Consider the following 25,840-nt stretch of genomic DNA (forward strand, 5'->3'; position numbering starts at 1 on the left):
CTTCCCGCGCGACAGCGCGAATGATGCGTACGTACCCCTCACAAGCGCACAATCCACCTCTACGCGTCGGTAGATTTATCGACTGTCAAGATGGACTTGACGCCATCTCACCTGCGGTCGAGGGCAGTTGGCGGTGTCCGATTCCCGGTGCATCACCAACCGTCGGCGCGGTACGGCGGTTTGGGGCGGCAGGACGAGAAGAGGTACGCCGACTCGTGGAACGCCGGTACGGCGCCAGTGGTCCAGCACAGTCCGGGCGGAGGCCGACCGGAGGCCCGTTGACGGCTCACTGGAGCGCCGCCGGAGTTTCGCTGGAGCGCCAGGGGTGGCGGTGGGGGCGGATACGACCGCGGAGCGACGCCGGTCCGATACGGCCTCGAGGTGGCCTCAAGAGCGGTTCAAGCGGAGTCCGGCGGGACGCGGGCGAACGTCAAGTGGCGCTCAGCCGCCGGTCAGGCGGTGCTCAGGGACAGACAGCGCTCAAGGGTCGGGAGTGCCCGGCGACAGGCGCGGTGCCCGGGAGCGGGACCGGGAGCGCTCAGGGGATGACCACGACGGGCCGCTGCGCACGCCGTGCGAGCCGCCCCGCCACCGAGCCGAAGATCCGCCCCACCAGACCGTGGGTGGAGCCGACCACGATGGCGTCGGCCGCGTACTCCCGGCCGACCTCCTCCAGCTCATGGCAGATGTCCCCGCCCCGCTCGACGAGGACCCAGGGCACCTCGGAGAGATGGTCGGCGCAGGCCAGCTCCAGCCCCAGCACCTCGGTGCGGTGATCGGGGACATCGACGAAGACGGGCGGCTCACAGCCCGCCCATACGGTCGTCGGCAGCCGGTTGGCCACATGCACGATGATCAGGCCGGAGCCCGAGCGACGGGCCATCCCGATCGCGTAGGCGAGGGCGCGTTCGCTGGAGGTGGAGCCGTCGAATCCGACCACCACTCCGTGCTGGAACGCCGGATCGCAGGAATGACGTGTTTCTTCCGCCGCTTCGGGGTGCGCCATGTGATCGGCGACCCGCTTGCGGTCCGCGGGTTCGGGGATTTCGTGACCGGCCATCGGTGTCTCGGCGAGAGATGTCCTCGTGCGGAGGGAATCGGCGGGGGCTCGGGTTGAGGTTGTCGGGGACGGAACTCCGCTGGAGCTCGGGGACGGGATCGAACGAACCAAATCCGTCCGGGATTCATCTTTCCAAGCCCTTACCCCTAAGGGTACGGCGCCATTCCTCGCCTGCCCAGAGGCCGCTTCGGCAGCGGAGCGCCCGAAGCGTTCCCCGGAGCATGCCGGAGGGCGGCCCGATACGCAATGCCCCAAGTGGTCCCCCATGGGGCCCTACGGTCCCTGTGCGTACGCCGTGCGGCGGCCACGCAGTGACCTCGGGGCGGGCCCGGCGTTGTAGTAGCCGCGACCGGGACGCCACCGGGCCCCGGCGGCCCGGCCGGACGTCCGGGACCGGCCCCGCCGGTGCCCGTCAGCGGCGCGAGAGGAGCCCTGCGTCCGTGCCCGTCCCCCGAGCCCGCGCCGTCCGCCGCACCCGGGGCGCGGCCCGCCGCGGCACCCCGGCGACCACCTCCCGCGCAGCTTCCCGTGCGGCCTCCCGCGGCCGGGCCCGCAGCCGCCCCCGCGGCCGCGCCGGGGCCGCCGCGCGGACCCCCGCCGCGCTCCCCGCCCCGGCCGCCCGGACGGCGCTCCCGCCGGCCCTCCCCGAGGCGGCCCCGGCGGACGGGACGGTGAACGAGCTGATCCGCTGGGCGGCCTTCGGCTGCGCGGTCGTTCCGTTCGTCCTCCTGCTGTGCGGGCTGCCGTGCGGGGTGGCACTGGCCGCCGCCGCGGGCCTGGCCGCGGTGACCGCCGCCAGCCGCGCCCTGCTGCGCCACTCCGAGCGGGTGGCGGCCCGGCCGGACCCGGACGCGGGCCTCCCCCACCGGGGACGGCACGGACGTACCGGGATCGGCGCGCACCGCGGCGGACGGCACGGCTGAGGCGTATCCGGGCACGCACGGACCGCGATGGGAGCGCTCCCGGAAGAGCGCTGTGTAGTGCCGCGTACACCCTGCGGTGATGGAGTACGAGAGGGACGTACGCCTGTCGCATGACGCTTTTCTACATCTGCACCCGGCTGTTTTCGGCCAACTTCACGTCACAGTTCTTCCCTTGGCAAACAGCGTGCTCAACCGCGTTCAGGCCAGCGTAGAAAGGGGCGTGCGGTGTTCTGACCCCCTACGCGAAGTGGATGTCCGCACTAGGCGCACTTCACAGCGAGGGCTACGAGTGCAACGCTTCGTGATCGAATGCTTCGCGCCAAGTTGTCATGTCGACATAGTGGCGGGTGGTGAACTGGTCACGGCGACCACACGCGACACAGTAGATTCGATCTTGGCCATGACCGGCGGGGGAACCGTTCAGGACCGAGGGGAAACGTGCAGGACCGAGAGGACGCGACCACCGAGGGGGGCTTAGAGCCATGAGCCAGGACTCCACGACCGTACCGGAGACCTCGCGCAAGCTCTCCGGACGCCGGCGACGAGAAATCGTCGCGGTGCTGCTGTTCAGCGGCGGCCCCATTTTCGAAAGCTCCATCCCGCTCTCCGTCTTCGGTATCGACCGGCAGGACGCCGGAGTCCCGCGCTACCGACTGCTGGTGTGCGCGGGCGAAGATGTGCCACTGCGAACGACTGGCGGACTGGAACTGACCGCACCGTACGGCCTGGAGGCGCTGTCCCGGGCCGGAACCGTCGTCGTACCGGCCTGGCGGTCGATCACCCAGCCGCCACCGGCCGCGGCGCTCGACGCCCTGCGGCGCGCGCACGAGGAGGGTGCGCGGATCGTGGGCCTGTGCACCGGGGCCTTCGTCCTGGCGGCCGCCGGGCTGCTCGACGGACGCCCGGCGACCACGCACTGGATGTACGCGCCGACGCTGGCCAAACGCTATCCGTCCGTCCACGTGGATCCACGCGAACTGTTCGTGGACGACGGCGATGTACTGACCTCGGCGGGCACCGCCGCGGGGATCGACCTGTGCCTGCACATCGTGCGCACCGACCACGGCGCCGACGCCGCGGGGGCCCTGGCCCGCCGCCTCGTCGTACCGCCGCGCCGCGGTGGAGGCCAGGAGCGCTACCTGGACAGGTCCTTACCAGAGGAGATCGGCGCGGATCCGCTCGCCGAGGTGGTGGCGTGGGCGCTTGAGCATTTGCATGAGCAGTTCGACGTCGAAGCCCTGGCCGCCCGTGCCTATATGAGCCGTCGCACCTTCGACCGGCGTTTCCGGTCCCTCACTGGGAGCGCTCCACTCCAGTGGCTGATCACCCAGCGGGTGCTCCAGGCGCAGCGGCTCCTGGAGACCTCCGACTACTCGGTCGACGAGGTCGCCGGGCGCTGCGGCTTCCGTTCGCCGGTGGCCCTGCGCGGGCACTTCCGGCGGCAGCTGGGGTCCTCCCCGGCCGCGTACCGGGCGGCCTACCGGGCCCGCAGGCCGCAGGGCGGCTCCGCGGACCGGCCGGACCGGCTGGAGCGGCTGGAGCGGGGCGAGCGGATGGACCGGCCGGAGCGGGCCGAGGTGATCGAGCAGCGTCCGGGCGAGCACGCCCTGCCGCTGCGGCGCCCCGGAGCGCCGCTCGGTCACTCCGCGGCGCACCACCATCACGCCGCGCATCCGCACGGGGGCGCGGACCCGGGCAAACCGGAATCGGACGCCTACGCCCCACGTCTGCCCGAGCAGGCGGCGGGACGGGCTCCGGGCCGCCCGACCCTGCCCGGCCAGCGGGAACGCCCCGTAGGGTGAGACGTATGAACGATCGCATGGTGTGGATCGACTGCGAGATGACCGGGCTCTCGCTGTCGGACGACGCGCTCATCGAGGTGGCCGCGCTGGTCACGGACTCCGAGCTGAACATCCTGGGCGACGGAGTGGACATCGTTGTCCGGCCGCCCGCCGAGTCGCTGGCCACCATGCCCGAGGTGGTGCGGGAGATGCACACGGCCTCCGGCCTGCTCGCCGAACTCGACGGCGGCACCACGCTGGAGGACGCCCAGGAGAAGGTCCTGGCGTACATCCGTGAGCATGTCCCCGACGCGGGCAAGGCTCCGCTGTGCGGGAACTCGGTCGGTACCGACCGCGGCTTCCTGCTCCGCGACATGCCCGTCCTCGAGGGCTATCTGCACTACCGGATCGTCGATGTCTCCTCGATCAAGGAGCTGGCCCGCCGCTGGTACCCGCGGGCCTACTTCAACAGCCCCAAGAAGAACGGCAACCACCGCGCGCTCGCCGATATCCATGAGTCGATCGCCGAGCTGCGCTACTACCGGGAGGCGGTCTTCGTACCGCAGCCCGGGCCGGACTCGGACACGGCGAAGTCGATCGCGGCCAAGCACGTTCTGCCCGCCCGGCACGCATGATCCACCGCTCGCACCCGGCGCCCCGGAAGCCGGGTGCGAGCACCCCCGCCGACCCTGTACACTTTTTCTCGGCCGGTGCGGAAAGCACCGGTCATGGTGGGTATAGCTCAGCTGGTAGAGCACCTGGTTGTGGTCCAGGATGTCGCGGGTTCAAGTCCCGTTACTCACCCTGAACGAGGAAGGCCCCCGGCCGCGGAAGCGGACGGGGGCCTTCGTCATTCCCGGCACCGGATACCTTGCTGATCGACAAGCGTGCCGTGTCCATGTCGATGACCGGCGGCGCGGCGGTACCGGGAGAACGCGGAAAGTTGGGGGACGTGGAGCTCAGGCGCACGATGGCGGCCGTTGGCGTGGTGTTGTCCTTGGGGATGGCCGTGGGGTGCGGTTCGGGGGGAGATGACGGCGACGGCCCCTCGGCGGGCGGAGCCCACCGGGACGGCGGGGGCAAAGCCGCCGCGGCCGGGCCCGTGTACCGGGGGCCCGCGATTCCCGGGCTGGCGAAGAAGCAGGCGTGGAGTCTGCCCGCGTCGGGCAACAGTGTGGCCCAGCCCTATGACCTGGGTGAGACGCTCGTCTTCCGCAAGAACCTCGCGGACAAGCCCGCGTCCTACGACCTCATCGACTCCACAGCGGGCCAGGCCGGCATGGAGGAGAGCGAGAAGGAGCCGGGGCCGGAGGTCCTGGAGTTCCGGGACCGCGCGACGGGCGCGGAGCGCACGTCCGTGAAGGTCTCCGCCTCCGCGGTGGCGGGGGCGACCTGGCACGGTGGGACCCCGGCCGTCCAGGTCCGTACGGTGACCACCACCCCGTCCGACGGGCTCAGCAAGGAGAAGGACTCCGTCTCGATCACCGTGTACGACCCGTCCGGGAAGGTTCTGGGCACGGTCCGGCACGCGGGCGACGGCACCGGTCTGTACATCGTGGACGGCCATCTCGTGGAGAGCCGTAAGCGCGGTGCGTACGACCCCTCGCCCACCGGCGGGGGCACGGTGACCGCCACCCCGATCGGCACCGGCGGAAAGAGCGAGAAGAAGCGGACGATCTCCGGCGTCTACGACGGCAAGGAGATCGCGGACCTCGAGGTCGGCGCCCCGCTGTTCGCCGGGAAGTACTGCTTCGGCGTCCTCTCCGGCAAGGGTGACGGCGACAAGTCCCAGCTCGCGATGTACGAGCTGGCCTCCGGCAAGAAGGTGTGGAGCACCGAGGACATCGAGCCGCCCCGCGGAGTGCACTTCCAGGACGGTGAGCGGACCTCCTCCGACCTGCGGGTGCTGAAGGTCGACGGCGACACCGTGTACACCCGGTGGGGCAAGGGTGCCCTGAGCCCGGGTGAGCGGATCTTCGCCTCGTACAAGATCTCTTCCCGCGAGCCGCTGGCCACCGGCCCCGGCATCCGGCTGCCCAAGACCTCGCTGACCGAGGACGCGGCACCCCCCGTCCTCGACACCCGGCAGCGGCTGGCCGCCGTCGCGACCGAGAACGGGACCGCGGTGTGGAACCTGAAGACCGGTAAGGAGTACTGGGCACAGGAGGCGGGCGAGACCTCCATGACGGCCACGGAGTTCTCCCCGACCGGGGTGCTCTACGGGACCCAGGCCACGCTGGAGGACGGGAGCTCGCACACCACCGGGATCGCCGTGACGGCCCGTACCAAGAAGGTCCTGGCGAAGGAGCTCGACCAGGGGCTCGTCCCGCACTTCAACGGGACCGACCTCGGCTGGGTCAGCACCGAGGACGGGTTCTACGTCTTCCCGTCCGCCCGGGCCTGACCGGAGTCGGCGGCCGCGCGGCGGACCTCATCCGCCGCGCGGCCCCGCACGGCACACCGAGGCGGTGCCTGGCGCTCGGGGCGGCGCGGAAGAGCCCGGCACCGCCCCGGAGGTCCCAGAACCTCAGACCTCAGAAGCGGCCCTTGGAGCTGTCCCTCCCGAAGATCCAGCCCTTCTTGCCATTGGGCAGCTTGGAGTAGTACCACCAGTTGCCGTGGGAGCTGTATCCACCGCAGTACGCCTTGAAGTCGTCCCCGTAGCCCAGACCCTTGACGACCTTGTAGGTCTCGCCGGGACCGCTGTGCATGTACGAGTCGTAGGCGCCCTGGGAGGCGAGGACATCGATGTGCCGCCAGTGGTTCGTGACGTTCTTGGCGCAGGCACTGCTGCCCACCGCGCTCGCCGTCGGCGCCACAGTGAGGGCTCCCGCGAACAGGGCGGCCCCCAAAGCCGCCACCGTGCCCACCCTGCGCAACCTGGTCTTGCTCACGTGCTCTCCACTCCTTGTTCGCGCCGGACGCCTCGTGGCGACCGGCGCGGAGAACGTTAACAAGATCAACTGACACACTGCCAGCCGTGGCCGCGATGTGGTGACCAGGGACTTTCCCATTCGGGGGTGACCGTCGGGCGCGGCTGCCCCATGGGCTCGTGGGCCGCTCACCAGGCCCCCGGCCCGCGCCTCAGGGGTGTCCTGTGCGAGGCTGACGGTGTATTCGGTGCACATGTCATGAAGAACGGGGATGGGCATGGCAGATGGGGAAAGCGGGCGCGCCGCAGGGCTGATCGCCGCGCAGGAGAAGGCGATCGCGCTGTTCGCCGAGATCGAGGCGCGGGGGCTGGTGGCTCCCGGCCGGGGTGAACGGGAGGTGAGCGATCTCATCCGCGACCTGGCCAACGACATGTTCGGCACCACCAAGCACTGGCACAAGCGGATCATCCGCTCCGGCCCCAACACTCTTCTGCCCTACCGGGACAACCCGCCGGACCGGACGATCGGCGAGGACGACGTGGCCTTCGCCGACTTCGGCCCGATCTTCGAGGAGTACGAGGCCGACTTCGGCCGCACCTACGTCTTCGGCGACGACCCCGACAAACACCGTCTCCTGGAGGATCTTCCGCGCATCTTCGCCGCCGGCCGCGCCGCCTTCCAGGCGGACGAGGACATCACCGGTAGGCAGCTCTACGCGGAAGTCGAACGCCTGGCCGCCGACGCGGGGTGGGACATCGGCATCTGGCACGCCGGCCACCTGGTCGGCGAGTTCCCGCACGAGACCAACGACGGGGCGAAGGCCGAGTCCTACATCACCCCCGAGAACAGCACCCCGCTGCGCCGCACCGATCGGTCCGGCCGCACCTGCCACTGGATCCTGGAGCTCCATTTCGTCAATCGGGAGAAGGGCTTCGGCGGCTTCTACGAGCAGCTCCTGGACCTGGCGTAACCGGCGGCGTCGCCGCCGCGAGCCTCAGTCGTGCGTCTCGTCCGGTCCGCCCCCCTCGGACCCCTCGGACCCCTCGGACGGCTCCCTCCGCCCGCGCCGCCGCTGCCGCTTCCCGTGCCGTTCGCCCTCCTCGTGCGGCGGCGGGTGGTAGGGCCACCACGAGGTCCAGGTGAACTTGTCGCCGCCCACCCAGCGGACGATGTCGGGGTCGTCGAGGTCGACGTCGTCGAGCCCGACCGACCGGGCGATCTCGATCACGTCCAGGACCGAGTGCGCCTTGCCCGCCAGCTCACCGGCCACCTCCACCAGCCGGTAGGGGGGCTCCCCCGGCTGGACGCCGAGCACCACGATCGACGGTCGGGTGATACGTGGGATCTCACTCTCGGTCATGGGTCCAACGTGCGGCTGACGGCCCGCCCCCGCACCCCGGGCGCCCCAGACGGGCGATCCGCGCACCCCGTGGGGCCGAGCGGGTGACACGTTCGGCGGCGGCTCCGCCACACCTGGACATACTGTGCGGATGCCCCAGCAGAGCGGATCACCTCCCCTTGATCGACGGACCCGTACGGACCAGGACACACCGCCCCGCCAGTGGCGGACCGTCCGGTACTGGACCAGCCTGCGGGGGCGGCCGGACGCGCGCGGTGAGCTCGACCTCGACGCCGGGCGCGCCCGGTGGGCGTCCGGCGGCCCGGCACCGCTGGTGTCCTGCCTGATGGTGACCAGGGACCGGCCGGGGTTCGCGGCCCGCGCGGTCCGGTGCTTCCTCGCCCAGACCCATGCCCCCGCCGAACTCGTCGTCGTGGACGACGGCACGGACGACACCCTGGCCCGTCACCTCCGGGCCCTCGCCGACCCGCGGATCCGGCACCACCGCACCCCGCGCCCCGGGCTGACCCTGGGCGAGCTGCGCAACCTCGCGGTGGACCTGGCCGCCGGACCGTATGTGTGCCAGTGGGACGACGACGATGTGTACGACCCGGAGCGGCTGGAGGTGCAGCTCGCCGCGGTCGCCGGCACGGGGGCGGACGCCTGCTTCCTCGCCCGCGAGCGGCTGTGGTGGCCCGCCCGGCGCGCCCTGGCCCTCTCCGGGGCGCGGGTGTGGGAGAACTCCATGCTCTGCGCCACGGCGATGATGCCGCGCTATCCCGCGCTGCGGCGCGGTGAGGACTCGGCGGTCACGCTGGAGGTGGTGCACGCGGGCCTCGTGGTCGCCGTGGACGCGCCGGAGCTGTACACCTACGTCTGCCACGGCGCCAACACCTGCGACGCGGCGCATCTCGCCCGCCTCTTCGAGGTGGCGACCCGACGGTGGACGGACGACGCGTACGACGAGCGGACACGGGCGATGGCGGCCCGGCTGCCCCTGGCCACGGCGGACCTGCCGCAGCCGCGGTCCGCGCCCTGACGACACCGCGGTGCGGGCCGCGCCGCCCCGCACGGCGACACCTTCACCGCTCGCTGCGCCGGACAGGTGAAGCCCCCCGCGGCTTCGATGCCCGCCCCGCGGACCGTCGTTGGACACAGGCCCGCGGGTACCCCCGCGGAGCGTCCACGAGGAGGCTTTCATGAACATCGGCAAAACGGCCGCCCTGGTGACGGCGACGGCGGGCGCGGTGGTCTTCATCGGCGGCCAGGCCCTGGCCGACCCGCTCGACTCCGGCGTCGCCTGCGTCGGCACGACCGGGTCCGCCGCCGCCGGAACCACCGTCGACTGCCTGGACTTCGCCCATGTCTTCGGCGACGACAAGGCCGTGACCCAGCGGAACCACTGCGACTCCGCCGTCTCCAACGCGGGCAACGTCGTGGTGGCGCCCATCAGGTTCGACCCCGGGTGCATCAACATCTCCGCGCCGTCCACGACCGCGACCGGAGCCCGGTGAGGACGGCGTCCGCGACGGCTGAGCGCGGCCCCCTGGAGACTCGCCTCCCGGGGGCCGCGTCCGGCTCGTATGCCGACCGCGCCCCGCGCCCCGCCGTCTCCGTGGTGATCCCCTGCTACGGCTACGGCCGATATCTGCCGCAGGCGGTGGCGAGCGTCCTGGCCCAGACCTACGACGACTGGGAGCTGCTCGTCGTGGACGACGGCAGCCCCGATGACACCGCGGCGGTGGCCGAGTCCCTGATCGCCCGCCACCCGGGCCGCCGGATCCGGCTGCTGCGCCAGGCCAACGCGGGGGTGTCCGCGGCCCGTAACGCCGGGATCGCCGCCTCCACCGGCCGTTATGTGCTGCCGCTGGACGCCGATGATGTGATCGCCCCGACCATGCTGGAGAAGACCGTCGCGGTGCTGGAGGGCGACCCGGACATCGCCATCGCCTCCACCGATGTCTCCGCCTTCACCGACGACAAGGACCTCCCCCCGCAGGTGCTGGCCCTCCCCGCGTACGACCCGCGGCTGCTGCTGCGCCGTCTGATCATGTTCTACTGCTCGCTCTACCGCCGTGAGGTGTGGGAGGCGGTGGGCGGCTACGACGAGGAGATGCGCGCCGGGGAGGACTGGGACTTCTGGATCGCCTGCGCCGAACGCGGTTTCACCGCCCACCACCTCCACGAACCGCTCTTCGGGGCGCGCAACAAGGACGACGGACTCCATGTGGAGGCCGCGGAGAACGACCTCGCGGTGCGGGCCCGGATCGTGGCCAACCACCCGCGGATGTTCAAGCCGGTGACCCGGGCGTGGGCGCAGGCGGTGCTCGGCCGGGAGGCGCCGGACTGCCACGACGACGCACGGGTACCGGACGACATCCTCACCCGGGCCGCCGATATGGACCAGTTCCTGCGGGCGGTCCTCTCGCTCCAGCGCACCGCCCGGCTCCAGCACCGCCACATCCAGCGGCTGGAGGCGGCGTTGGCCCAGCGGGACGGGCGACCGGCGGACGCCACGGTGGCAGTGGACGCGGTGGCGGGTCCGGGGCCGGTCAGCTGAACCGGCGTACCGGGCCGGGGCGAATCTCAGGACGAGGCGCGCGCCACCAGCTCCGTCGGCAGGACCAGCCGGGGCGGCACCGCCGTACGCCCCGCCCCGCCCTCGATCTCCTCCAGCAGCACCCGCGCCATCGCCCGCCCCATCTCCTCGGTGGCCTGCCGGACGCTGGTGAGCGGCGGATCCATATGGCGGGCGACCGCGGAGTCCTCGAAGCCGACCAGCGCGACGTCCTCCGGCACCCGGCGGCCCTGCTCGCGCAGCACCTGCCGGGCGCCCGCGGCCATCACGTCCGAGGCCGCGAAGACCGCGTCCAGATCCGGTCGGCGCGCCAGCAGTTCGCGCATCGCGCGGCGGCCGCCCTCCTCGGTGAAGTCCGCGGCCACCGCGAGCGCCGGATCCACTTCCCGGCCCGCCGCCCGCAGCGCGTCGCGATAGCCGTCCACACGGCACTGGGCGACATACATGTCCAGCGGTCCGGTGATGGTGGCGACCGTAGTACGGCCGCGCTCGACGAGGTGGGCCACCGCGGCCCGCGCACCGCCGGTGTTGTCCGAGTCGACGTACGCGACCGACTCATGTGCCGAGCGGCGTCCGCTGAGCACCGCGGGGATCTCTATCCGTTCCAGCAGGTCCGGGAGCGGATCGTCCGCGTGCACCGAGACCAGCAGCACCCCGTCCACCCGGTGGGCGGCGAGGTAGTCCGCGAAGCGCTGGCGCTCCTTGGGGGTGCGGATGAGGGTCAGCAGCAACTGGAGGTCGGTGTCGGCGAGTCCGGCGCCGACCCCGCGGATGATGTCGGAGAAGTAGGGCTCGGCGAACAGCCGGGTCTCGGGCTCGGGGATCACCAGGGCCACCGCGTCGGCCCGGTCGGCGGCCAGCGCACGGGCCACCCGGTTGGGGACGTAGCCGAGTTCGGCGACGGCCCGCTGTACGGCGACGCGGGTGCGGTCGCTGACCCGCGGCGAGCCGTTGATCACCCGCGAGACGGTGCCCCGGCCGACTCCGGCGCGGGCCGCGACCTCCTCCAGCGTGGGCCGACCGCGCCCCGCGCCGCGCCGCCGCGTTCCTGCCATGTCGCGCCTCCAGCCGTACGTACCCGGCAGCTCTCCCTCCCTGGGCGGCTGCGAAGGGACATTCAACAGCAGTGCGGTTCGGCGACGTTGTTGCGCACGCTCCCTTGACACCCCATCAGGGAGCCGCGAACCTTCAACAGATCAATCTGGGAGCGCTCCCACACTGTCTTCGCCATACACAAGCCGCACGTTCCCCGCCCGAGCCGATGCAGCCCGAAGTCCCACGTATGCCCACCCCTTGGCCGGGAGCGGTACGTCAGGGTGCGAGGAGGACGCAATGCGCACGAGTTCAGGAAGAGCGGCCGGATCCCGGCGCCGGACGGTGGCCCTCATGGCCGCCGCCGCCCTCGGCGCGGGACTGCTGACCGGCTGTGCCGACGACGGCGACGACCGCGCGGGGACCTCCTCCGGGGCCGGTGGCGGAAGCGGCAGAACCACCGTGACCATCGGGGTCTTCGGAGTCTTCGGCTACAAGCAGGCCGGTCTCTACGACCGGTACATGAGGCTCCATCCGGACGTCCGGATCGAGGAGACCTCGATCGAGCGCAACGAGAACTACTACCCCCAGTTGCTCACCCACCTCGGGTCGGGCAGCGGGCTCGCCGACATCCAGGCGGTCGAGGTGGCCAACATCAATGAGGTCACCACCACCCAGGCGGACAAGTTCATTGATCTTTCGAAGGCAAAGGGGGTGGAGAAGAACAGCTTCATCCCCTGGAAATGGGCGCAATCCACCACCAAGGACGGCCGGACGATCGGTCTCGGAACCGATATCGGCCCCATGGCGATCTGCTACCGCAAGGACCTCTTCCGCCGGGCCGGACTGCCCACCGACCGGAAGGAGGTCGCCCGGCTGTGGGCGGGCGACTGGCAGAAGTACCTGGACACCGGGAAGCGGTACATGAAGCGGGCCCCCGGCGGCACCGCCTTCGTCGACTCGGCGGCCGGGGTCTACAACGCGGCGGTCTCCAGCAGCGCTCAGCGCTACTACGACACCGACGGCACGCCCGTCTACCAGGACAGCCCCGCGGTCAGGGAAGCCTGGCGGATCGCCACCGCCGCCGCGAAGGGCAAGCTGACCGCCCGGCTCCAGCAGTTCCAGAAGACCTGGGACCAGGCGTACGCCAACGGCCGGTTCGCCACCGTCTCCTGCCCGCCGTGGATGCTGGGCTACATCAAGGAGAAGGCCGGGGCCGAGGCCGAGGACCAGTGGGACGTGGCCGCCGCGCCCCGGCCCGGCAACTGGGGCGGCTCCTTCCTCACCGTGCCCAGGGCGGGGCGGCACACCGACGAGGCGGTGAAGCTGGCCGCCTGGCTGACCGCGCCGGAACAGCAGGCCACCCTCTTCGAGAAGCAGGGCAGCTTCCCCAGCTCCCGGGCCGCCTACGAGCTGCCGCAGGTGGCGGACGCCCGGCATCCGTACTTCGGTGACGCCCCGATCGGCGCCCTCTTCAGCAAGGCGGCCGAGGGCGTCCCCACACAGGTGCTGGGGCCCAAGGACTCGCTCATCCACCAGAACATCACCGATGTCGGACTGCTCCAGGTCGACCAGCAGGGCAAGTCCCCGGACGAGGGTTGGAAGGCCGCGGTCCGGTCCATCGACAACGCCCTGGACCGGTGACGGCGCTCACCGCGGCACGCGCTCCCGCCGAGGAGCGCCGCCGCGCCCGCCGTGCGCGCCGCCACCGCCGGGCCACCCGCTGGAGCCCGTACGCCTTCATCGCCCCCTTCTTCCTCTTCTTCGCCGCCTTCGGGCTGTTCCCGCTCCTCTACACGGGCTGGGCCTCACTGCACCGGGTGGAGCTGACCGACCCCACCCATATGGAGTGGGCGGGGCTGCACAACTACTCCCGGCTGTGGGACGACGAGTTCTTCTGGAACGCGCTGCGGAACACCTTCACCATCGGGGTGATCTCCACGGTGCCGCAGTTGCTGATGGCCCTCGGCCTCGCCCATCTGCTCAACTACCGGCTGCGCGGCTCGATGTTCTTCCGGGTCGCGATCCTCACCCCGTACGCCACCTCGGTCGCGGCGGCGACCCTGGTCTTCGTCCTGCTCTTCGGCCGGGACTACGGGATGGTCAACTGGGCCTTGGGGCTCCTCGGATTCGACGGTATCGACTGGCAGAACGGCACCTGGACCTCGCAGTTGGCGGTCTCCACGATCGTGATCTGGCGCTGGACGGGCTACAACGCGCTGATCTACCTGGCGGCGATGCAGGCCGTGCCGGGCGATCTGTACGAGTCGGCGGCGCTGGACGGGGCCTCGCGCCGGCAGCAGTTCCGCCATGTCACGATCCCCTCGCTGCGGCCGACGATCCTGTTCACCGTGGTCGTCTCCACGATCGGGGCCACCCAGCTCTTCGGTGAGCCGCTGCTGTTCAACGGATCGGCGGGCGCCACCGGGGGCGCCGACCACCAGTACCAGACGCTCGGTCTGTATCTGTACGAGCAGGGCTGGGTCAATCTCCACCTCGGCCGGGCCTCCGCCATCGCCTGGACGATGTTCCTCATCCTGCTGCTGATCGGCGCCGTGAACTGGCTGATCGGGCGCCGGCTGCGGAAGAGCCGGTGAGGCCCGTGACGACGAAGCAGACGACGAAGGAGGTGAGGGAGGGCCATGACCGCCACCGTGCCGTCCCGTCCGGCGGCTGACCCCACGGCGGAGTCCGCACCGCGTCCCGCGACCCCGGCCGGGCGTGGCCGCAGCCGGGCCGGGCGTCAGCTCCACGGCGGACCGGTGACCTACGCCGTGCTGATCCTCTTCACCGCGGGCTCGCTGTTCCCGCTGGTGTGGACGGCGATCGCCGCGTCCCGCACCAACACCCGGCTGGCCGGGACCCCACCGCCGTTCTGGTTCGGCGGCAACCTCGCGAGGAACCTCGACATCGCCTGGCACGACGCCAACATGGGCGCGGCGCTGCTCAACACGGCGGTGGTGGCGGGGACGATCGCGGCCGGGACCGTGCTGTTCTCGACCGTCGCCGGGTTCGCCTTCGCCAAGCTGCGGTTCCGGTTCAAGAACGCGCTGCTGCTGCTCACCATCGGGACCATGATGGTGCCGCCGCAGCTCAGCGTGGTGCCGCTGTACATGACCATCGCCGAGCTGCGCTGGACCGACCAGCTCCAGGCGGTCATCCTGCCCACCCTGGTCAGCGCCTTCGGGGTGTTCTTCATGCGGCAGTACCTGCTCCAGGCGCTGCCGTCCGAACTGGTCGAGGCCGCCCGGATGGACGGGGCGGGCAGTCTGCGGATCATCTGGCATGTGGTGTTCCCGGCGGCCCGTCCGGCCATGGCCGTCCTGGGCATGCTCACCTTCGTCCAGGCGTGGAACGACTTCTTCTGGCCGGTCATCGCCCTCACCCAGAACGGCAGCCCGACCGTGCAGGTGGCCCTGACCGGTCTGGGCCGCGGATATATCCCGGACCAGTCGGTGATCATGGCGGGTGCGCTGCTGGGCACCCTCCCGCTGCTGATCGCCTTCGTCCTCTTCGGCAAGCAGATCGTGGGCGGCATCATGCAGGGCGCCGTCAAGGGCTGAGCACCACCGCCCCTCCCTCCCTGTCCCCCCTCGTACGCATGGGAGCGCTTCCATGACACTCGCCTTTCCGCCCGGATTCCTGTGGGGCGCGGCCACGGCCGCCTACCAGGTCGAGGGCGCCGCACAGCAGGACGGCCGCACCCCGTCCATCTGGGACACCTTCAGCCGCACCCCCGGGAAGGTGCTCGGCGGTGACACCGGCGACATCGCCGCCGACCACTACCACCGCTACCGCGAGGACGTCCGGCTGATGAGCGAGCTGCGGCTGGGCGCGTACCGCTTCTCGGTGTCCTGGTCCCGGGTCCAGCCCACCGGGCGCGGTCCGGCCGTCCAGCGCGGGCTGGACTTCTACCGCTCACTGGTGGACGAGCTGCTGACGGCGGGCATCCAGCCGGTCCTGACGCTCTACCACTGGGATCTGCCACAGGATCTTGAGTCCCGGTTCCGCGGCGGCTCCGCTGCGGGCGGCGGCTGGCCGGAGCGGGAGACGGCCGAGCGGTTCGCCGAGTACGCCGGGATCGTGGCCGGGGCGCTCGGTGACCGGGTGGACCTCTGGACCACCCTCAACGAGCCCTGGTGCAGCGCCTTCCTGGGCTATGGCTCGGGGGTGCACGCGCCGGGGCGCACCGAGCGGCTGGCCCCGCTGCGCGCCGCCCACCATCTCAACCTCGCCCACGGTCTGGCCGCCCAGGCGCTGCGGGCCGAGCTGCCCGCCCGCGCCCGCATCGCCATCAGCCTCAATCCGGCGGTGGTCCGGCCGCTGACCGCGAGCCCGGCGGACGAGGACGCGCGGCGGCGGATCGACGCACTGGCCAACCGGGTCTTCACCGGGCCGCTGCTGCGCGGCGCGTACCCGAAGGATCTGATCGAGGACACCCGGTCCATCACCGACTGGGACTTCGTCCAGGACGGCGACCTGGCGGCCATCCGGCAGCCGCTGGACGCGCTGGGCATCAACTACTACACCCCGTCCTTGGTCTCCGCCCCGGCCGCGGAGGAGCCCGCGCCGCGCCATGACGGCCACGGGGCCGGTACTCACTCCCCCTGGCCCGGCTCCGAGCACATCGCCTTCCACCAGCCGCCCGGCGGGCGCACCGAGATGGGCTGGTCGGTGGATCCCAGCGGGCTGTACGACCTGCTGATGCGCTACACCCACGAGGCGCCGGGGGTGCCGCTGTACATCACGGAGAACGGCGCGGCCTACGACGACAAGCCGGACGCGGACGGCAGGGTGCACGACCCGGAGCGGATCGACTACCTCCGGAGCCATCTGGCGGCGGCGCACCGGGCGCTGGCGGACGGCGCCGATCTGCGCGGCTATTTCCTGTGGTCCCTGATGGACAATTTCGAATGGGCGTACGGCTACAGCAAGCGCTTCGGCGCGGTGTACATCGACTATCCGTCCCAGGCCCGCATTCCGAAATCCAGCGCCCGCTGGTACGCGGCGGTGGCCGGGACGGGTGAGCTGCCGGAGGTATGACCCCCGTTCCGGACGGCCCGCCGGGGCGCCCCGGCGACCGAGCGGTTGTTCGATCCATGCCCGGTTTTCCCGGACCATGCGAATGCCGCGTTTCTTCCCACGTTTCCTCCAACATTTCCGCCAAAGGGGCTAGCCGCGCCCGGCCGACGCGGGCGGGGCGCTGGAGGGACTGGTAAATCCGAAACATGAGTGATTCCCCGGGGCGCCGGCAGAGGGTCCGCGACGACGACTCCGCCCGGACCAAACGGGTCGGCAGGGGCGAGGCCCTCGCCGACTGGGCGGACGGGCGGGTGGGCCTCTTCTCGATGGCCAAGGCCAATCTGCGGAAGGTCTTCCCGGACCACTGGTCCTTCCTGATCGGTGAGATCGCCCTCTACACCTTCATCATCATCATTCTCACCGGTGTGTATCTGACCATGTTCTTCGAACCCTCGATGAACGAGGTCGTCTACCACGGCCGCTACACCCCGCTCCAGGGCATCCGGATGTCCGCGGCCTATGAATCGACGCTGGACATCAGCTTCGACGTCCGCGGCGGTCTGCTGCTGCGGCAGCTTCACCACTGGGCGGCGATCCTGTTCATCGCGAGCATGCTCGTCCATATGATGCGCACGTTCTTCAACGGTGTGTTCCGCAAACCGCGTGAGATCAACTGGCTCTCCGGCGCCGGACTGCTGATCCTCGGCATGTTCGACGGTTTCATGGGCTATTCACTGCCCGACGATCTGCTCTCCGGGACCGGTCTGCGCTTCATGGAGGGCGCGATCCTCTCGGTGCCCATCGTGGGCACCTACATCTCGTTCTTCCTCTTCGGCGGACAATTCCCGGGCCATATCATCGTGCCCCGGCTGTTCACCGTGCACGTCCTGCTGATCCCGGGCATCATGCTGGGGCTGCTGGCGCTGCACATGATGCTGCTCGTCTACCACAAGCACTCCCACCACCCGGGTCCCGGCCGCAGGGACATGAACATCGTGGGTCCGCCGCTGTGGCCGGTCTATGTGGCCAAGTCCGGCGGGTTCTTCTTCCTGGTGTTCGCCATCACCGCCGTGATGTCGGCCATCGCCACGGTCAATCCGATCTGGTCCTACGGCCCGTACCGCCCCGACCAGGTGTCCACCGACGCCCAGCCCGACTGGTACATGGGCTTCTCCGAGGGGCTGATCCGGCTGATGCCCGGCTGGGAGATCAATCTCTGGGGCCACACCCTCGTCCTCGGGGTGTTCATCCCGCTGATGATCTTCCCGATGGTACTGCTGGTGATCTGGCTCTATCCGTTCCTGGAGGCGTGGGTCACCGGGGACAGACGCGAGCACCACCTCAATGAACGCCCGCGCAACGCCCCGACCCGCACCGCCTTCGGCGCCGCCTGGATCGCCCTGTACATCGTGCTGCTGATCGGCGGCGGCAACGACCTGGTCGCCACCCATTTCCATCTGTCGATCAACACCATCACCTGGGCCTGCCGGATCTCCTTCTTCGTGGCGCCGGTCGTGGTGTTCGTCATCACCAAACGGATCTGTCTGGGACTCCAGCGGCGCGATCACGAGAAGGTGCTGCACGGCCGGGAGACCGGGGTCATCCAGCGGCTGCCGCACGGCGAGTTCACCGAGCTGCACGAGCCGCTGACACCGGCCGAGCGGTACACCCTGGTCTCGTTCGACCAGTACCGGCCGCTGGAACTGCCACCCGCGGTGGACGAGTCCGGGGTCGAGCGGAAGCTGTCGTTCAAGGAGCGGCTGCGGGTGCGGCTCTCCCGTGCCTACTTCGGTGAGTACGGCCAGATCGCCAAGCCCACGCGCGAGGAGTTCGAGCGGCAGCGGGAGCACCATCCGTAGGCGACGACCGCATGGCGACGGCCCCCGGGACGCGTTCCCGGGGGCCGTCGCGCTGCCGTGGGTCGGCCGGTCAGCCGGTCAGCCCCGGTACGCGCCGAGCGCCTTGGAGAACGCGAACTCCTTCTGCTCGACGGAGCTGCAGGTGGGCGACGCGGAGTTCTGCGGACCGCCCGGGCAGGCCTTGTCACGGGTCGCGGACCACATGGACAGCCCGCCCAGCTTCTTGGACCGCGCGAAGTCGACGAGCTGCCGGGCGTCGTCCACCGTGAAAACCTCGGTGACCACGTCATTGACGCCGATCATCGGGGTCACCACGACGGTCCGCCAGGCGGCCCGGTCGCACAGCCCGAGGGCGTCCTTGAGCTGGGCCTGGGTCGCGGTGGCCGCCTCGATCGCGTACCGGCCCATGTCGCCGTCGAAGGAGGCGCCGTAGTCCATCGCCATGATGTTGACGGCGGACACCTTCACCCCGTTCTTCTTCGCGTCGGCGACCAGCTTGACGCCGTCCTGGGTGAGCCCGGTCGGCATCACCGGCAGGGTGAAGGAGACGTCCAGGCCCGGATGGCTCTTCTGGAGGGCGGCGATGGCCTTCGCGCGGCGGGTGTTGGCGGTGGTGTCCGGCAGTGCGGCGCCCTCGATGTCGAAGTCCACCTTGGTGAGCTTGAAGGTGTCCACGGCCTTGGCGTACGCCGCGGTGAGCTGTTCGGCCGAGGTGCAGGCCACGCCCAGTTCGGAGCCGGAGGCACCGCCGAAGGAGACCCGGACGTCGCCACCGGCCTTGCGCAGCGCGCCTATCTGGCGGGCCACGCCGTCGCCGCCGAGGTCGGTGGCCCCGCCCCACGTGGGCGTACAGCCGCCGCCCGAGGTGATGAAGGCGAGGCTGAACTCCTTGACGCCGGTCTTCTTCGCCGCGCCCACCAGGTCGAAGGCGGGCGAGAGCGAGGTGTCGACGTACGGCGCGAAGCCCGCGCCCGCCCGCGGGGTCTTCTTCTCCTTCTTGCCCTTCTTGCTCTTCGCGGCGCCTTGGTGCGCGCTCTTGGTCGCGGAGTGCTTCTTCTCGGCGACCGTTCCGGCGTTCGCCGCACCGCTGAGCGCGAACGCCGCGCAGCCCGCCACCGCGGCGGCGGCCACCGCGCCGATCACCTTGCTGGTCCGGCTCACCCTGCGACGGTGCGTAGTGCTCATCAGCTGCCTGCCTTCGACGTACGGGGGTGGGGGGTTGGTGCGGGGCAGCACGCTAGTGGGACGGAAAGCGACGAGTCACCCTTCCCGGACACCGGGCACGCTTCTTATGACGCCCTTAAGGAGGCCATCGGGGGTGATTAAGCCCGTGAGGTCAGCCGACCGGTGAGGGAGCGCGCCTTCAGCCGGGCTCTGCGGCGGCTGCCGCGCCGTGCGCCCCGCCCCGTCCCGTCATCGCGCAGCGAGAGCCACACCCGCACCTCGGTACCGCCCAGCACCGAACGCCCGATGCGCAGATCACCACCGGTGGACTCGGCGACCCGGCGCACGATGTCGAGCCCGAGCCCGGTCGAACCGGGCCCGCCGTCACCGTGGCCGCGGCGGAGTGCCTCCTCCGGGTCCGCGATCCCCGGGCCCGCGTCGGAGACCAGGACGATCACGCTGTCCTCGCCGTTGTGGACGTCCACGGCGAACGCGGTGCCCTCGGGGGTGTGCCGGAAGACATTGCCGAGCAGCGCGTCGAGGGCGGCGGCGAGTTCGGGGCGGGCGACCGGGACCCGTACGGTGCGGTCCACCCCGGCCAGCCGTACGGTGCGGTCCTGGTCCTCGGCGAGCGCGGACCAGAAGTCCATCCGCTCCCGGATCACCTCGGAGACATCGCAGCCGGAGGGGACCTGGGCCTTCTGCTGCCGCGCGGTGCGGATGATCTGGTCTACCTCGCGCTCCAACTGGGCGACGGCGGCCCGGGTCTGGTCGGCGGCCGGTCCGTCGCCGAGCGAGGCCGCGTTGAGCCGCAGCACGGTGAGCGGGGTGCGCAGCCGGTGGGAGAGGTCGGCGGCCAGCTCACGCTCCCCGGCCAGGAGCTGGACCACCCGGTCGGCCATGGAGTTGAACGCCACGGCCGCGGAGCGCAGTTCGGCCGGACCCTCCTCGGGGACCCGCACCCCCAGCTCCCCCTGGCCCAGGTCGTGCGCGGCCCCGGCGAGCCGTTTCGCCGGGCGCACCAGCCGGGTGCCCAGCCGGTCGGCGGTGGCCACGGCGCCGACGATGAGGGCGACACCGACCCCGGCCAGCACCAGCCAGGAGGTGGTGACCCCGCTGGTGACCGTGGCACGCGGCACGAACACCTCCACCACCGCGACCTGGGCGGTGCTCAGCGCGGTGGGCTGGAGCAGGGTGTAGCCGCCGGGCGCTTCGGCGACCGAGGACCGGCCCAGCTTGCGCGCGGTGGCCACCGCGCTCCGGTCGGCCCGGGTCCTGCCGAGGTCATAGCCGCTGCCCCGGCTGCCCGGCACATCGGGGACGTGCACCGCCATCCGGCCGTCCCCGCCCGCCTGGGTGCTGGCCACGGCACGCTGAAGCCGGGCCCGTTCGGTGGTGATGGCCAGGGCCGGACCGATCTGGGCGGCCTGCCGTTCGGCGTCGGCGAACGCCCGGTCGCGGGCCAACTCCTTGACGACGAGGCCGAGCGGTACGGCGAAGGCGACCACGACCATGGCGGTGACGGCCAGGCAGACCTTGACCAGGGCCCATCTCACCGGTACTCCCGGCGCTCCCGGTACTCCCCGCTCTGCACCGGGGGTTCCAGTTTCACCCCGACGCCGCGCAGGGTGTGCAGATAGCGGGGGCGGGCCGCGGTCTCCCCCAGCTTCCGGCGCAGCCAGGACAGATGGACGTCGATGGTCTGGTCGTCGCCGTAGGACTGCTGCCAGACCTCGGCCAGCAGTTCCTTGCGCGGCACCACGACCCCGGGGCGTCCGGCGAGGAAGGCCAGCAGGTCGAACTCGCGCCGGGTGAGGTCGAGTCCGGCCCCGTCCAGGGCGGCCTGACGGCGCAGCGGATCGACGGTGAGGCCGCCGACCCGCAGCACCCCCGAGGGCGGGGTCTCCCCGGCGGTGGCGGAGCGGGAGCGGCGCAGCACTGCGGACATCCGGGCCGAGAGGTGGGCCACCGAGAAGGGTTTGACGAGGTAGTCGTCGGCACCGTCGTTGAGCAGCCGGACGATCTCCGCCTCGTCGTCCCGCGCGGTCGCCACGATGACCGGGACGTCGGTGATCCCGCGCAGCATCTTGAGCGCCTCGGCCCCGTCCAGGTCGGGCAGGCCGAGGTCCAGGATGACGACGTCGAATCCGATCTGCGCCACCTCACGCAGCGCCTCCAGGGCGGTCCCCACGCTGCGGACGGTATGGGACGCCTCGGTCAGCTGGCGGATGAGGGCCGACCGCACGAACTGGTCGTCCTCGACGACGAGCACACTTGCCATGAGCGGCACCGTACGCCATCCGGGTGAGGCAGGATGGGGGGAATGCAACGAGGTCTGGTCCAATGCCTGGCGTGGGTGCTGGCCACGGGAGCCGCGGTCGCGCTGTCCTGGTTCGGCGTGCGCACGGTGCTGACCGGCACGGCGTACGATCCGCCGCGCGCACTGACGATCGCGGACGACGGCCGGCCGGCGACACAGGAGCGTTCCTCCTCGACCCACCAGCCCGCTCCGCCCCCGGAGTCGCCGGACGCGCAGCCCTCGTCACCGTCGCCCGACCGCTCCCCGAAGCCGCCGTCGCGCGGTGGCGAACCGGATCCCACGGTGGGGCCGACGAAGGAGTCGAAGCCGGAGGCGGGCGGGAACGTCCGCAGCTATCCGGTGCGGGGCGGCCGGGTCGTCTTCGACATCCGTGACTCCTGGGCGGATCTGGTGTCGGCCACCCCGGACAGCGGCTGGCAGATGCAGGTGTGGAAGCAGACGCAGTGGATCCGGGTGGACTTCGTCTCGGGCACGGACACCACCTCGGTCTACTGCACCTGGCACGACGGTCCGCCCAAGGTACGGGTGGACGAGCCCTGACCCGTGCCACGGCTCCGGTTCGCGGTCCCGCGTCAGTCGAAGACCTCGGGCGGCGGGGCCGGGGAGGGTGCCGCGGTGGCGTCGGTGACGGGGACCGCGCCACCGGTGAAGTCCTGCAGCGGGCGGCCGTGTTCGACCCGGGCGGGGTGCGGATCGCTCGCGGCCCGGCGGGTGAGCTCGGCCACCGGCAGTGCGCGGTCGGCGGCGAGCAGCACCGCGTTCCCGAAGCGGCGGCCGCGCAGCACGGCGGGGTCCGCGGTCAGACACACCTCGGGGAACACCGCGCGGGTGGTGGCGATCTGGGCCCGCAGATGGGCCAGTGGGGGCCCGTCGGCGACATTGGCGGCATAGCTCCCGTCGGGCCGCAGCACCCGCCGCACCTCGCCGAGGAACTCCACACTGGTCAGATGGGCGGGGGTACGGCCACCGCCGAAGACGTCCGCGATGATCAGGTCGGCCCAGCCGTCGGGGATCCTGGCCAGCCCCGCGCGGGCGTCGGTGGAGCGCACCCGTATCCGGTCGCCGGGGTCAAGCGGCAGCTCCCGCCGGACGAACTGGACGAGCGGGGCGTCGATCTCGATGACCTGCTGGGTGGAGCGGGGACGGGTGGCCGCGATGTAACGGGCGAGGGTGAAGGCGCCGCCGCCGAGGTGGACCGCGTGCAGCGGACGGCCGGGCGGCGCGGCGAGATCGGCGATATGGCCGAACCGGCGCTGGTACTCGAAGCCGAGGCGGGCCGGGTCGTCGAGGTCCACATGCGACTGCGGCTTGCCGTCCAGCAGCAGGGTGAAGGCGCGCGGGTGGTCGCGGTCCGGCACCAGCTCGGCGAGCCCCCCGTCCACGGGTGCCGCGGCCGGCTCCGGGGTGCGTCCCCGGCCCGCTCCGCGCCCGTGCGCCGCTCGCTTGTGTGTGCCTTTCGCCATGGACCCCAGTATGCGTCCGGCCACCGACAGCGGCCGCGGACGGTCACCGGCACCCAGGAATCGGGCCCAGGAATCGGGCCCGGGGATCAGACCCGGGAATCACGCCCGGGATCACCGGGCGTCGCCGTGCTCACTGGCAGCGGTCGACGGCCTCGATGGTGCGGGCCGCCTCACCGAGCGCCGCGCGCAGTTCCACCGGATCGGTGGCCACGGTGTACGCGGCGTCCGGCGGCACCAGCCAGCCGGTGCCGATGCCCGGGGGCTCGTCCGGCGCACGGGGCGGCGCCCCGCTCACCGGATCACCTCCCGGACCTGAGCCGGGCACGGCGCTTATCCGGATGCCGCGCCCGGAGGTCTGGGTGCAGGCGCTGCCCGGCAGGTCCCAGCCGTCCGCGGTACCCGGCGGCACCAGGAAGCCGAGGGTGTCGCAGGCGGTGTCGTGCAGGACGGGACCGAGTCCGTCGCAGGCGCGGCGCAGGATGTCCACCGCCTCCAGCCCCTGCCGGGCGGGCACGGTGACCAGATCGCAGTCCTGGCGCGGCGGATGGTGATGGTGAGCGGTGCGCGGGGGATGCTGGGCAGTCGTCCGTGAGCGGCTGATGTCCACTCCGGCCTCCCTCTTCATCGGGTTGCAAGGGGTTCAACGCCCGGACGGTGTCAACGGCTACGGCCGAATGCCGCCGTAAAGGATGGCAGTTCATGGCAGATCACGGGTGACATATCCCTTTTGCTGGAATTCTCCCAATGGCGGGATTCTCCCAGCCGCTACGGTTCTCCCCCGCCCACCTGGCAGTACCCAAGGGAGAGGCTGCACATGACGCCGCTTCCAGACCTTCCGCCGCCCCGGCCGAACGACGCGTTCCGGCGGCTGCGGGGCCCGCTCTCCGCCGCCGAGTTCGCGGCCTCCGTGCGCCGCGCCGCGCGGGAGATCGGCGAACAGGTCTCCTGCGACGCCCGCTACATCGGCCGGGTCGAGTCCGGGGCGATCCGCTGCCCCAACTACGCCTACGAGCGCGTCTTCCGCCATATGTTCCCCGGCCGCTCACTGACCGATCTGGGCTTCGCCTCCCGGGAGTCGGTCCGCGGCCACGGCGCCCGCCACGGCGCGGGCACCCTCCCCGCGCCCGCACCCGGGGCGGGGGCGACCGTCGACGTCTTCGAGGAGAGCGAACTGCTACGCCGTGCCTTCATGACCAGTGGGGCGGCGGCCGCCGCCGTGGCCGCGACCCCGCTCGTCCCCCCGCCCCGGCGGTCCGGGCGCCGGGTGGGCGAGGCGGAGGCCGCCGCCGTGGAGGAGGCCGTGCGCCGGATCCGGGTCCTGGACGACCGGCACGGCGCGGACACCCTCTACAGCCACACCTCCAAACCGCTGAGCGCCGCCTACGCCCTGCTGGACGCGGGCGGCTACAGCCGCTCGGTCGCCGCCCGGCTCTACGCGGGCGCCGGTGAACTGGCCATCTCGGTGGGCTGGCTAGCCCATGACTCCGGCCGTCTCTCGGACGCCCGCTCGCACTACGCCGAGGCGCTGGCCACCGCGCGGGTCAGCGGGGACGCCGCCCTGGAGGCCCACGCCTTCTGCAACACCGCCTTCCTGGCGCGCGACGCGGGCCGCCCCCGCGAGGCGGTCCGGGCGGCCCAGGCCGCCCAGCGCGTCGCCGAACGGCTCTCCTCGCCGCGGCTGCTGTCCCTGCTGGCGCTGCGCGAGGCGGGCGGCTGGGCCTGGCTCGGCGACCGCGGCGGCTGCGAGACGGCCCTGCTGCGCGCCCAGACCTTGTTCGGCCGCGGCCCCTCGGACGCCGACCCCGAGTGGATGAGCTTCTACGGCGAGGCCGAGCTGGAGGGGCTGGAGGCCCAGTGCTGGTCCGCGCTGGGCGACTGGAGGCGCGCCGTGGACCACGCGCGCCGCGCGGTCGCTCTCCAGGACCCCCATTTCACCCGCAACATCGCGCTGTTCACCACCGAGCTGGCGGGCGACCTCGCGCAGCAGGGCGCGCCGGACGAGGCCGCCGCCGCGGCGGGCCGCGCCCTGCGGCTGATGGATCAGGTCACCTCGTCCCGGATCCGCCGCATGCTCGACGAGACCGCCCGGCGGCTCCGCCTCCACCGCGGCGAGGCCCCGGTCGCGGACTTCCTGGACCGTTACGAGACGGCCGCCCACCGGGTGTGACATGCGGCGCGGGACCCCGGAAATCGCCGACGCCGACCCGGGACCGGCCTGCCCGCCTCGTCCCGGGCAGGGCACCGCGCACCCGGACGGCACCGGATCCGTCCGCTCCTACCGGGCGCGGCGATGCCGGGCGCTCCCGTCGCCGCCCACCGTCGTACGAGGCCCCTGGAGGCGCCGGACCGCGCGGGTCGCCGCGGGCACAGCGGCATGACGTATCCGCTCCGGGGCCGCGCCGCCGGACCTTCCCGCCCCAGCGGAG

24 protein-coding genes and 1 tRNA gene are annotated in these 25,840 nt (G+C 71.7%); 16 read left to right on the top strand and 9 right to left on the bottom strand.

The features are described 5' to 3' along the window. Window positions 1-538: 538 nt before the first annotated feature. On the bottom strand, window positions 539-1,060 hold the full coding sequence (locus tag NMK44_RS10415; RefSeq protein ID WP_254740699.1) for a universal stress protein: 522 nt from the start codon (window positions 1,058-1,060) through the stop codon (window positions 539-541). 440 nt (window positions 1,061-1,500) lie between these two features. On the opposite strand from NMK44_RS10415, the gene NMK44_RS10420 reads away from it, so the two are divergent. The 5 genes from NMK44_RS10420 (at window position 1,501) to NMK44_RS10440 (ending at window position 6,168) form a co-directional block, all read left to right on the top strand. Further along, entirely contained in the window at window positions 1,501-1,983 is a 483-nt protein-coding gene (locus NMK44_RS10420) for a hypothetical protein (RefSeq protein WP_254740700.1), read from the top strand. A 482-nt stretch (window positions 1,984-2,465) separates the two neighbouring features. Continuing rightward, a complete protein-coding gene (locus NMK44_RS10425; protein WP_254740702.1) occupies window positions 2,466-3,785 on the top strand; it encodes a helix-turn-helix domain-containing protein in 1,320 nt (439 codons plus the stop codon). Between the two features lie 5 nt (window positions 3,786-3,790). Then, window positions 3,791-4,399: an oligoribonuclease gene (orn, locus tag NMK44_RS10430; protein ID WP_254740703.1), complete on the top strand. Its 609-nt coding sequence runs from the start codon at window positions 3,791-3,793 to the stop codon at window positions 4,397-4,399. A 96-nt stretch (window positions 4,400-4,495) separates the two neighbouring features. Continuing rightward, window positions 4,496-4,568, top strand: a tRNA-His gene (locus NMK44_RS10435). A 166-nt stretch (window positions 4,569-4,734) separates the two neighbouring features. Next, window positions 4,735-6,168, top strand: a complete 1,434-nt coding sequence (locus tag NMK44_RS10440) for a PQQ-binding-like beta-propeller repeat protein (protein ID WP_254740705.1) — start codon at window positions 4,735-4,737, stop codon at window positions 6,166-6,168. Between the two features lie 130 nt (window positions 6,169-6,298). Here NMK44_RS10440 and NMK44_RS10445 read toward each other — a convergent pair whose 3' ends face one another. After that, window positions 6,299-6,658, bottom strand: a complete 360-nt coding sequence (locus NMK44_RS10445; protein ID WP_254740723.1) for an SH3 domain-containing protein — start codon at window positions 6,656-6,658, stop codon at window positions 6,299-6,301. A gap of 256 nt (window positions 6,659-6,914) precedes the next feature. Between NMK44_RS10445 and NMK44_RS10450 the strand changes: the two genes are divergently transcribed. Next, window positions 6,915-7,607 (top strand): M24 family metallopeptidase, encoded by a 693-nt coding sequence (locus NMK44_RS10450; RefSeq protein ID WP_254740725.1) that lies wholly within the window; start codon window positions 6,915-6,917, stop codon window positions 7,605-7,607. Between the two features lie 24 nt (window positions 7,608-7,631). Here the strand turns inward: NMK44_RS10450 and NMK44_RS42425 are convergent, their stop codons facing one another. Beyond that, on the bottom strand, window positions 7,632-7,997 hold the full coding sequence (locus NMK44_RS42425; protein WP_308358451.1) for a hypothetical protein: 366 nt from the start codon (window positions 7,995-7,997) through the stop codon (window positions 7,632-7,634). 130 nt (window positions 7,998-8,127) lie between these two features. On the opposite strand from NMK44_RS42425, the gene NMK44_RS10460 reads away from it, so the two are divergent. From NMK44_RS10460 to NMK44_RS42030, 3 genes are all read left to right on the top strand, one after another. Beyond that, entirely contained in the window at window positions 8,128-9,015 is an 888-nt protein-coding gene (locus NMK44_RS10460) for a glycosyltransferase family 2 protein (protein ID WP_308358452.1), read from the top strand. Between the two features lie 160 nt (window positions 9,016-9,175). Further along, on the top strand, window positions 9,176-9,490 hold the full coding sequence (locus tag NMK44_RS10465) for a hypothetical protein (protein ID WP_254740727.1): 315 nt from the start codon (window positions 9,176-9,178) through the stop codon (window positions 9,488-9,490). Then, entirely contained in the window at window positions 9,487-10,536 is a 1,050-nt protein-coding gene (locus NMK44_RS42030) for a glycosyltransferase family 2 protein (RefSeq protein WP_308358453.1), read from the top strand. The genes NMK44_RS10465 and NMK44_RS42030 overlap by 4 nt, the downstream gene beginning before the upstream one ends. Before the next feature lie 26 nt (window positions 10,537-10,562). Here the strand turns inward: NMK44_RS42030 and NMK44_RS10475 are convergent, their stop codons facing one another. Beyond that, window positions 10,563-11,609 (bottom strand): LacI family DNA-binding transcriptional regulator, encoded by a 1,047-nt coding sequence (locus NMK44_RS10475; protein ID WP_254740729.1) that lies wholly within the window; start codon window positions 11,607-11,609, stop codon window positions 10,563-10,565. Between the two features lie 277 nt (window positions 11,610-11,886). On the opposite strand from NMK44_RS10475, the gene NMK44_RS10480 reads away from it, so the two are divergent. The 5 genes from NMK44_RS10480 (at window position 11,887) to qcrB (ending at window position 18,467) form a co-directional block, all read left to right on the top strand. After that, window positions 11,887-13,230, top strand: a complete 1,344-nt coding sequence (locus NMK44_RS10480) for an ABC transporter substrate-binding protein (protein WP_254740731.1) — start codon at window positions 11,887-11,889, stop codon at window positions 13,228-13,230. After that, window positions 13,227-14,183 carry a carbohydrate ABC transporter permease gene (locus tag NMK44_RS10485; protein WP_254740733.1) on the top strand — a complete coding sequence of 319 codons (957 nt, stop codon included), beginning with the start codon at window positions 13,227-13,229 and terminating at the stop codon, window positions 14,181-14,183. The genes NMK44_RS10480 and NMK44_RS10485 overlap by 4 nt, the downstream gene beginning before the upstream one ends. A gap of 45 nt (window positions 14,184-14,228) precedes the next feature. Further along, on the top strand, window positions 14,229-15,149 hold the full coding sequence (locus NMK44_RS10490) for a carbohydrate ABC transporter permease (RefSeq protein ID WP_254740735.1): 921 nt from the start codon (window positions 14,229-14,231) through the stop codon (window positions 15,147-15,149). A 52-nt stretch (window positions 15,150-15,201) separates the two neighbouring features. Then, a complete protein-coding gene (locus NMK44_RS10495) occupies window positions 15,202-16,629 on the top strand; it encodes a GH1 family beta-glucosidase (protein ID WP_254740737.1) in 1,428 nt (475 codons plus the stop codon). 185 nt (window positions 16,630-16,814) lie between these two features. Continuing rightward, window positions 16,815-18,467 (top strand): cytochrome bc1 complex cytochrome b subunit, encoded by a 1,653-nt coding sequence (gene qcrB / locus NMK44_RS10500; RefSeq protein WP_254740739.1) that lies wholly within the window; start codon window positions 16,815-16,817, stop codon window positions 18,465-18,467. Between the two features lie 78 nt (window positions 18,468-18,545). Here the strand turns inward: qcrB and NMK44_RS10505 are convergent, their stop codons facing one another. The 3 genes from NMK44_RS10505 to NMK44_RS10515 all read right to left on the bottom strand — a co-directional run bounded on the left by NMK44_RS10505 (window position 18,546) and on the right by NMK44_RS10515 (window position 21,912). Further along, a complete protein-coding gene (locus NMK44_RS10505; protein WP_254740741.1) occupies window positions 18,546-19,652 on the bottom strand; it encodes a chitinase in 1,107 nt (368 codons plus the stop codon). A 137-nt stretch (window positions 19,653-19,789) separates the two neighbouring features. Then, a complete protein-coding gene (locus NMK44_RS10510; protein WP_254740743.1) occupies window positions 19,790-21,187 on the bottom strand; it encodes a HAMP domain-containing sensor histidine kinase in 1,398 nt (465 codons plus the stop codon). Further along, complete coding sequence (locus NMK44_RS10515) at window positions 21,184-21,912, bottom strand: response regulator transcription factor (protein ID WP_254740745.1); 729 nt, start codon at window positions 21,910-21,912, stop codon at window positions 21,184-21,186. Before NMK44_RS10515 ends, NMK44_RS10510 begins: the two co-directional genes overlap by 4 nt. A 42-nt stretch (window positions 21,913-21,954) precedes the next feature. Between NMK44_RS10515 and NMK44_RS10520 the strand changes: the two genes are divergently transcribed. Next, complete coding sequence (locus NMK44_RS10520) at window positions 21,955-22,491, top strand: hypothetical protein (RefSeq protein ID WP_254740747.1); 537 nt, start codon at window positions 21,955-21,957, stop codon at window positions 22,489-22,491. A gap of 32 nt (window positions 22,492-22,523) precedes the next feature. Here NMK44_RS10520 and NMK44_RS10525 read toward each other — a convergent pair whose 3' ends face one another. Further along, entirely contained in the window at window positions 22,524-23,414 is an 891-nt protein-coding gene (locus NMK44_RS10525; RefSeq protein WP_254740749.1) for a spermidine synthase, read from the bottom strand. Window positions 23,415-23,544: 130 nt separating this feature from the next. Further along, window positions 23,545-24,039 carry a hypothetical protein gene (locus tag NMK44_RS10530; protein WP_302888003.1) on the bottom strand — a complete coding sequence of 165 codons (495 nt, stop codon included), beginning with the start codon at window positions 24,037-24,039 and terminating at the stop codon, window positions 23,545-23,547. Window positions 24,040-24,228: 189 nt separating this feature from the next. Between NMK44_RS10530 and NMK44_RS10535 the strand changes: the two genes are divergently transcribed. Beyond that, window positions 24,229-25,581 carry an NsdA family TPR-like regulatory protein gene (locus tag NMK44_RS10535; RefSeq protein WP_254740753.1) on the top strand — a complete coding sequence of 451 codons (1,353 nt, stop codon included), beginning with the start codon at window positions 24,229-24,231 and terminating at the stop codon, window positions 25,579-25,581. Window positions 25,582-25,840: the final 259 nt, after the last annotated feature.

Source organism: Streptomyces cucumeris (assembly GCF_024295805.1).
Classification (GTDB): Bacteria; Actinomycetota; Actinomycetes; order Streptomycetales; family Streptomycetaceae; genus Streptomyces; species Streptomyces cucumeris.

Bases quoted from the DNA above. Each gene is read 5' to 3' on its own strand.
- NMK44_RS10415 (WP_254740699.1), bottom strand. From the start codon at position 1,060: ATGGCCGGTCACGAAATCCCCGAACCCGCGGACCGCAAGCGGGTCGCC.
- NMK44_RS10425 (WP_254740702.1), top strand. From the start codon at position 2,466: ATGAGCCAGGACTCCACGACCGTACCGGAGACCTCGCGCAAGCTCTCC.
- orn (WP_254740703.1), top strand. From the start codon at position 3,791: ATGAACGATCGCATGGTGTGGATCGACTGCGAGATGACCGGGCTCTCG.
- NMK44_RS10440 (WP_254740705.1), top strand. From the start codon at position 4,735: ATGGCGGCCGTTGGCGTGGTGTTGTCCTTGGGGATGGCCGTGGGGTGC.
- NMK44_RS10450 (WP_254740725.1), top strand. From the start codon at position 6,915: ATGGCAGATGGGGAAAGCGGGCGCGCCGCAGGGCTGATCGCCGCGCAG.
- NMK44_RS42425 (WP_308358451.1), bottom strand. From the start codon at position 7,997: ATGACCGAGAGTGAGATCCCACGTATCACCCGACCGTCGATCGTGGTG.
- NMK44_RS10460 (WP_308358452.1), top strand. From the start codon at position 8,128: ATGCCCCAGCAGAGCGGATCACCTCCCCTTGATCGACGGACCCGTACG.
- NMK44_RS10465 (WP_254740727.1), top strand. From the start codon at position 9,176: ATGAACATCGGCAAAACGGCCGCCCTGGTGACGGCGACGGCGGGCGCG.
- NMK44_RS10475 (WP_254740729.1), bottom strand. From the start codon at position 11,609: ATGGCAGGAACGCGGCGGCGCGGCGCGGGGCGCGGTCGGCCCACGCTG.
- NMK44_RS10480 (WP_254740731.1), top strand. From the start codon at position 11,887: ATGCGCACGAGTTCAGGAAGAGCGGCCGGATCCCGGCGCCGGACGGTG.
- NMK44_RS10490 (WP_254740735.1), top strand. From the start codon at position 14,229: ATGACCGCCACCGTGCCGTCCCGTCCGGCGGCTGACCCCACGGCGGAG.
- NMK44_RS10495 (WP_254740737.1), top strand. From the start codon at position 15,202: ATGACACTCGCCTTTCCGCCCGGATTCCTGTGGGGCGCGGCCACGGCC.
- qcrB (WP_254740739.1), top strand. From the start codon at position 16,815: ATGAGTGATTCCCCGGGGCGCCGGCAGAGGGTCCGCGACGACGACTCC.
- NMK44_RS10505 (WP_254740741.1), bottom strand. From the start codon at position 19,652: ATGAGCACTACGCACCGTCGCAGGGTGAGCCGGACCAGCAAGGTGATC.
- NMK44_RS10515 (WP_254740745.1), bottom strand. From the start codon at position 21,912: ATGGCAAGTGTGCTCGTCGTCGAGGACGACCAGTTCGTGCGGTCGGCC.
- NMK44_RS10520 (WP_254740747.1), top strand. From the start codon at position 21,955: ATGCAACGAGGTCTGGTCCAATGCCTGGCGTGGGTGCTGGCCACGGGA.
- NMK44_RS10525 (WP_254740749.1), bottom strand. From the start codon at position 23,414: ATGGCGAAAGGCACACACAAGCGAGCGGCGCACGGGCGCGGAGCGGGC.
- NMK44_RS10530 (WP_302888003.1), bottom strand. From the start codon at position 24,039: ATGAAGAGGGAGGCCGGAGTGGACATCAGCCGCTCACGGACGACTGCC.
- NMK44_RS10535 (WP_254740753.1), top strand. From the start codon at position 24,229: ATGACGCCGCTTCCAGACCTTCCGCCGCCCCGGCCGAACGACGCGTTC.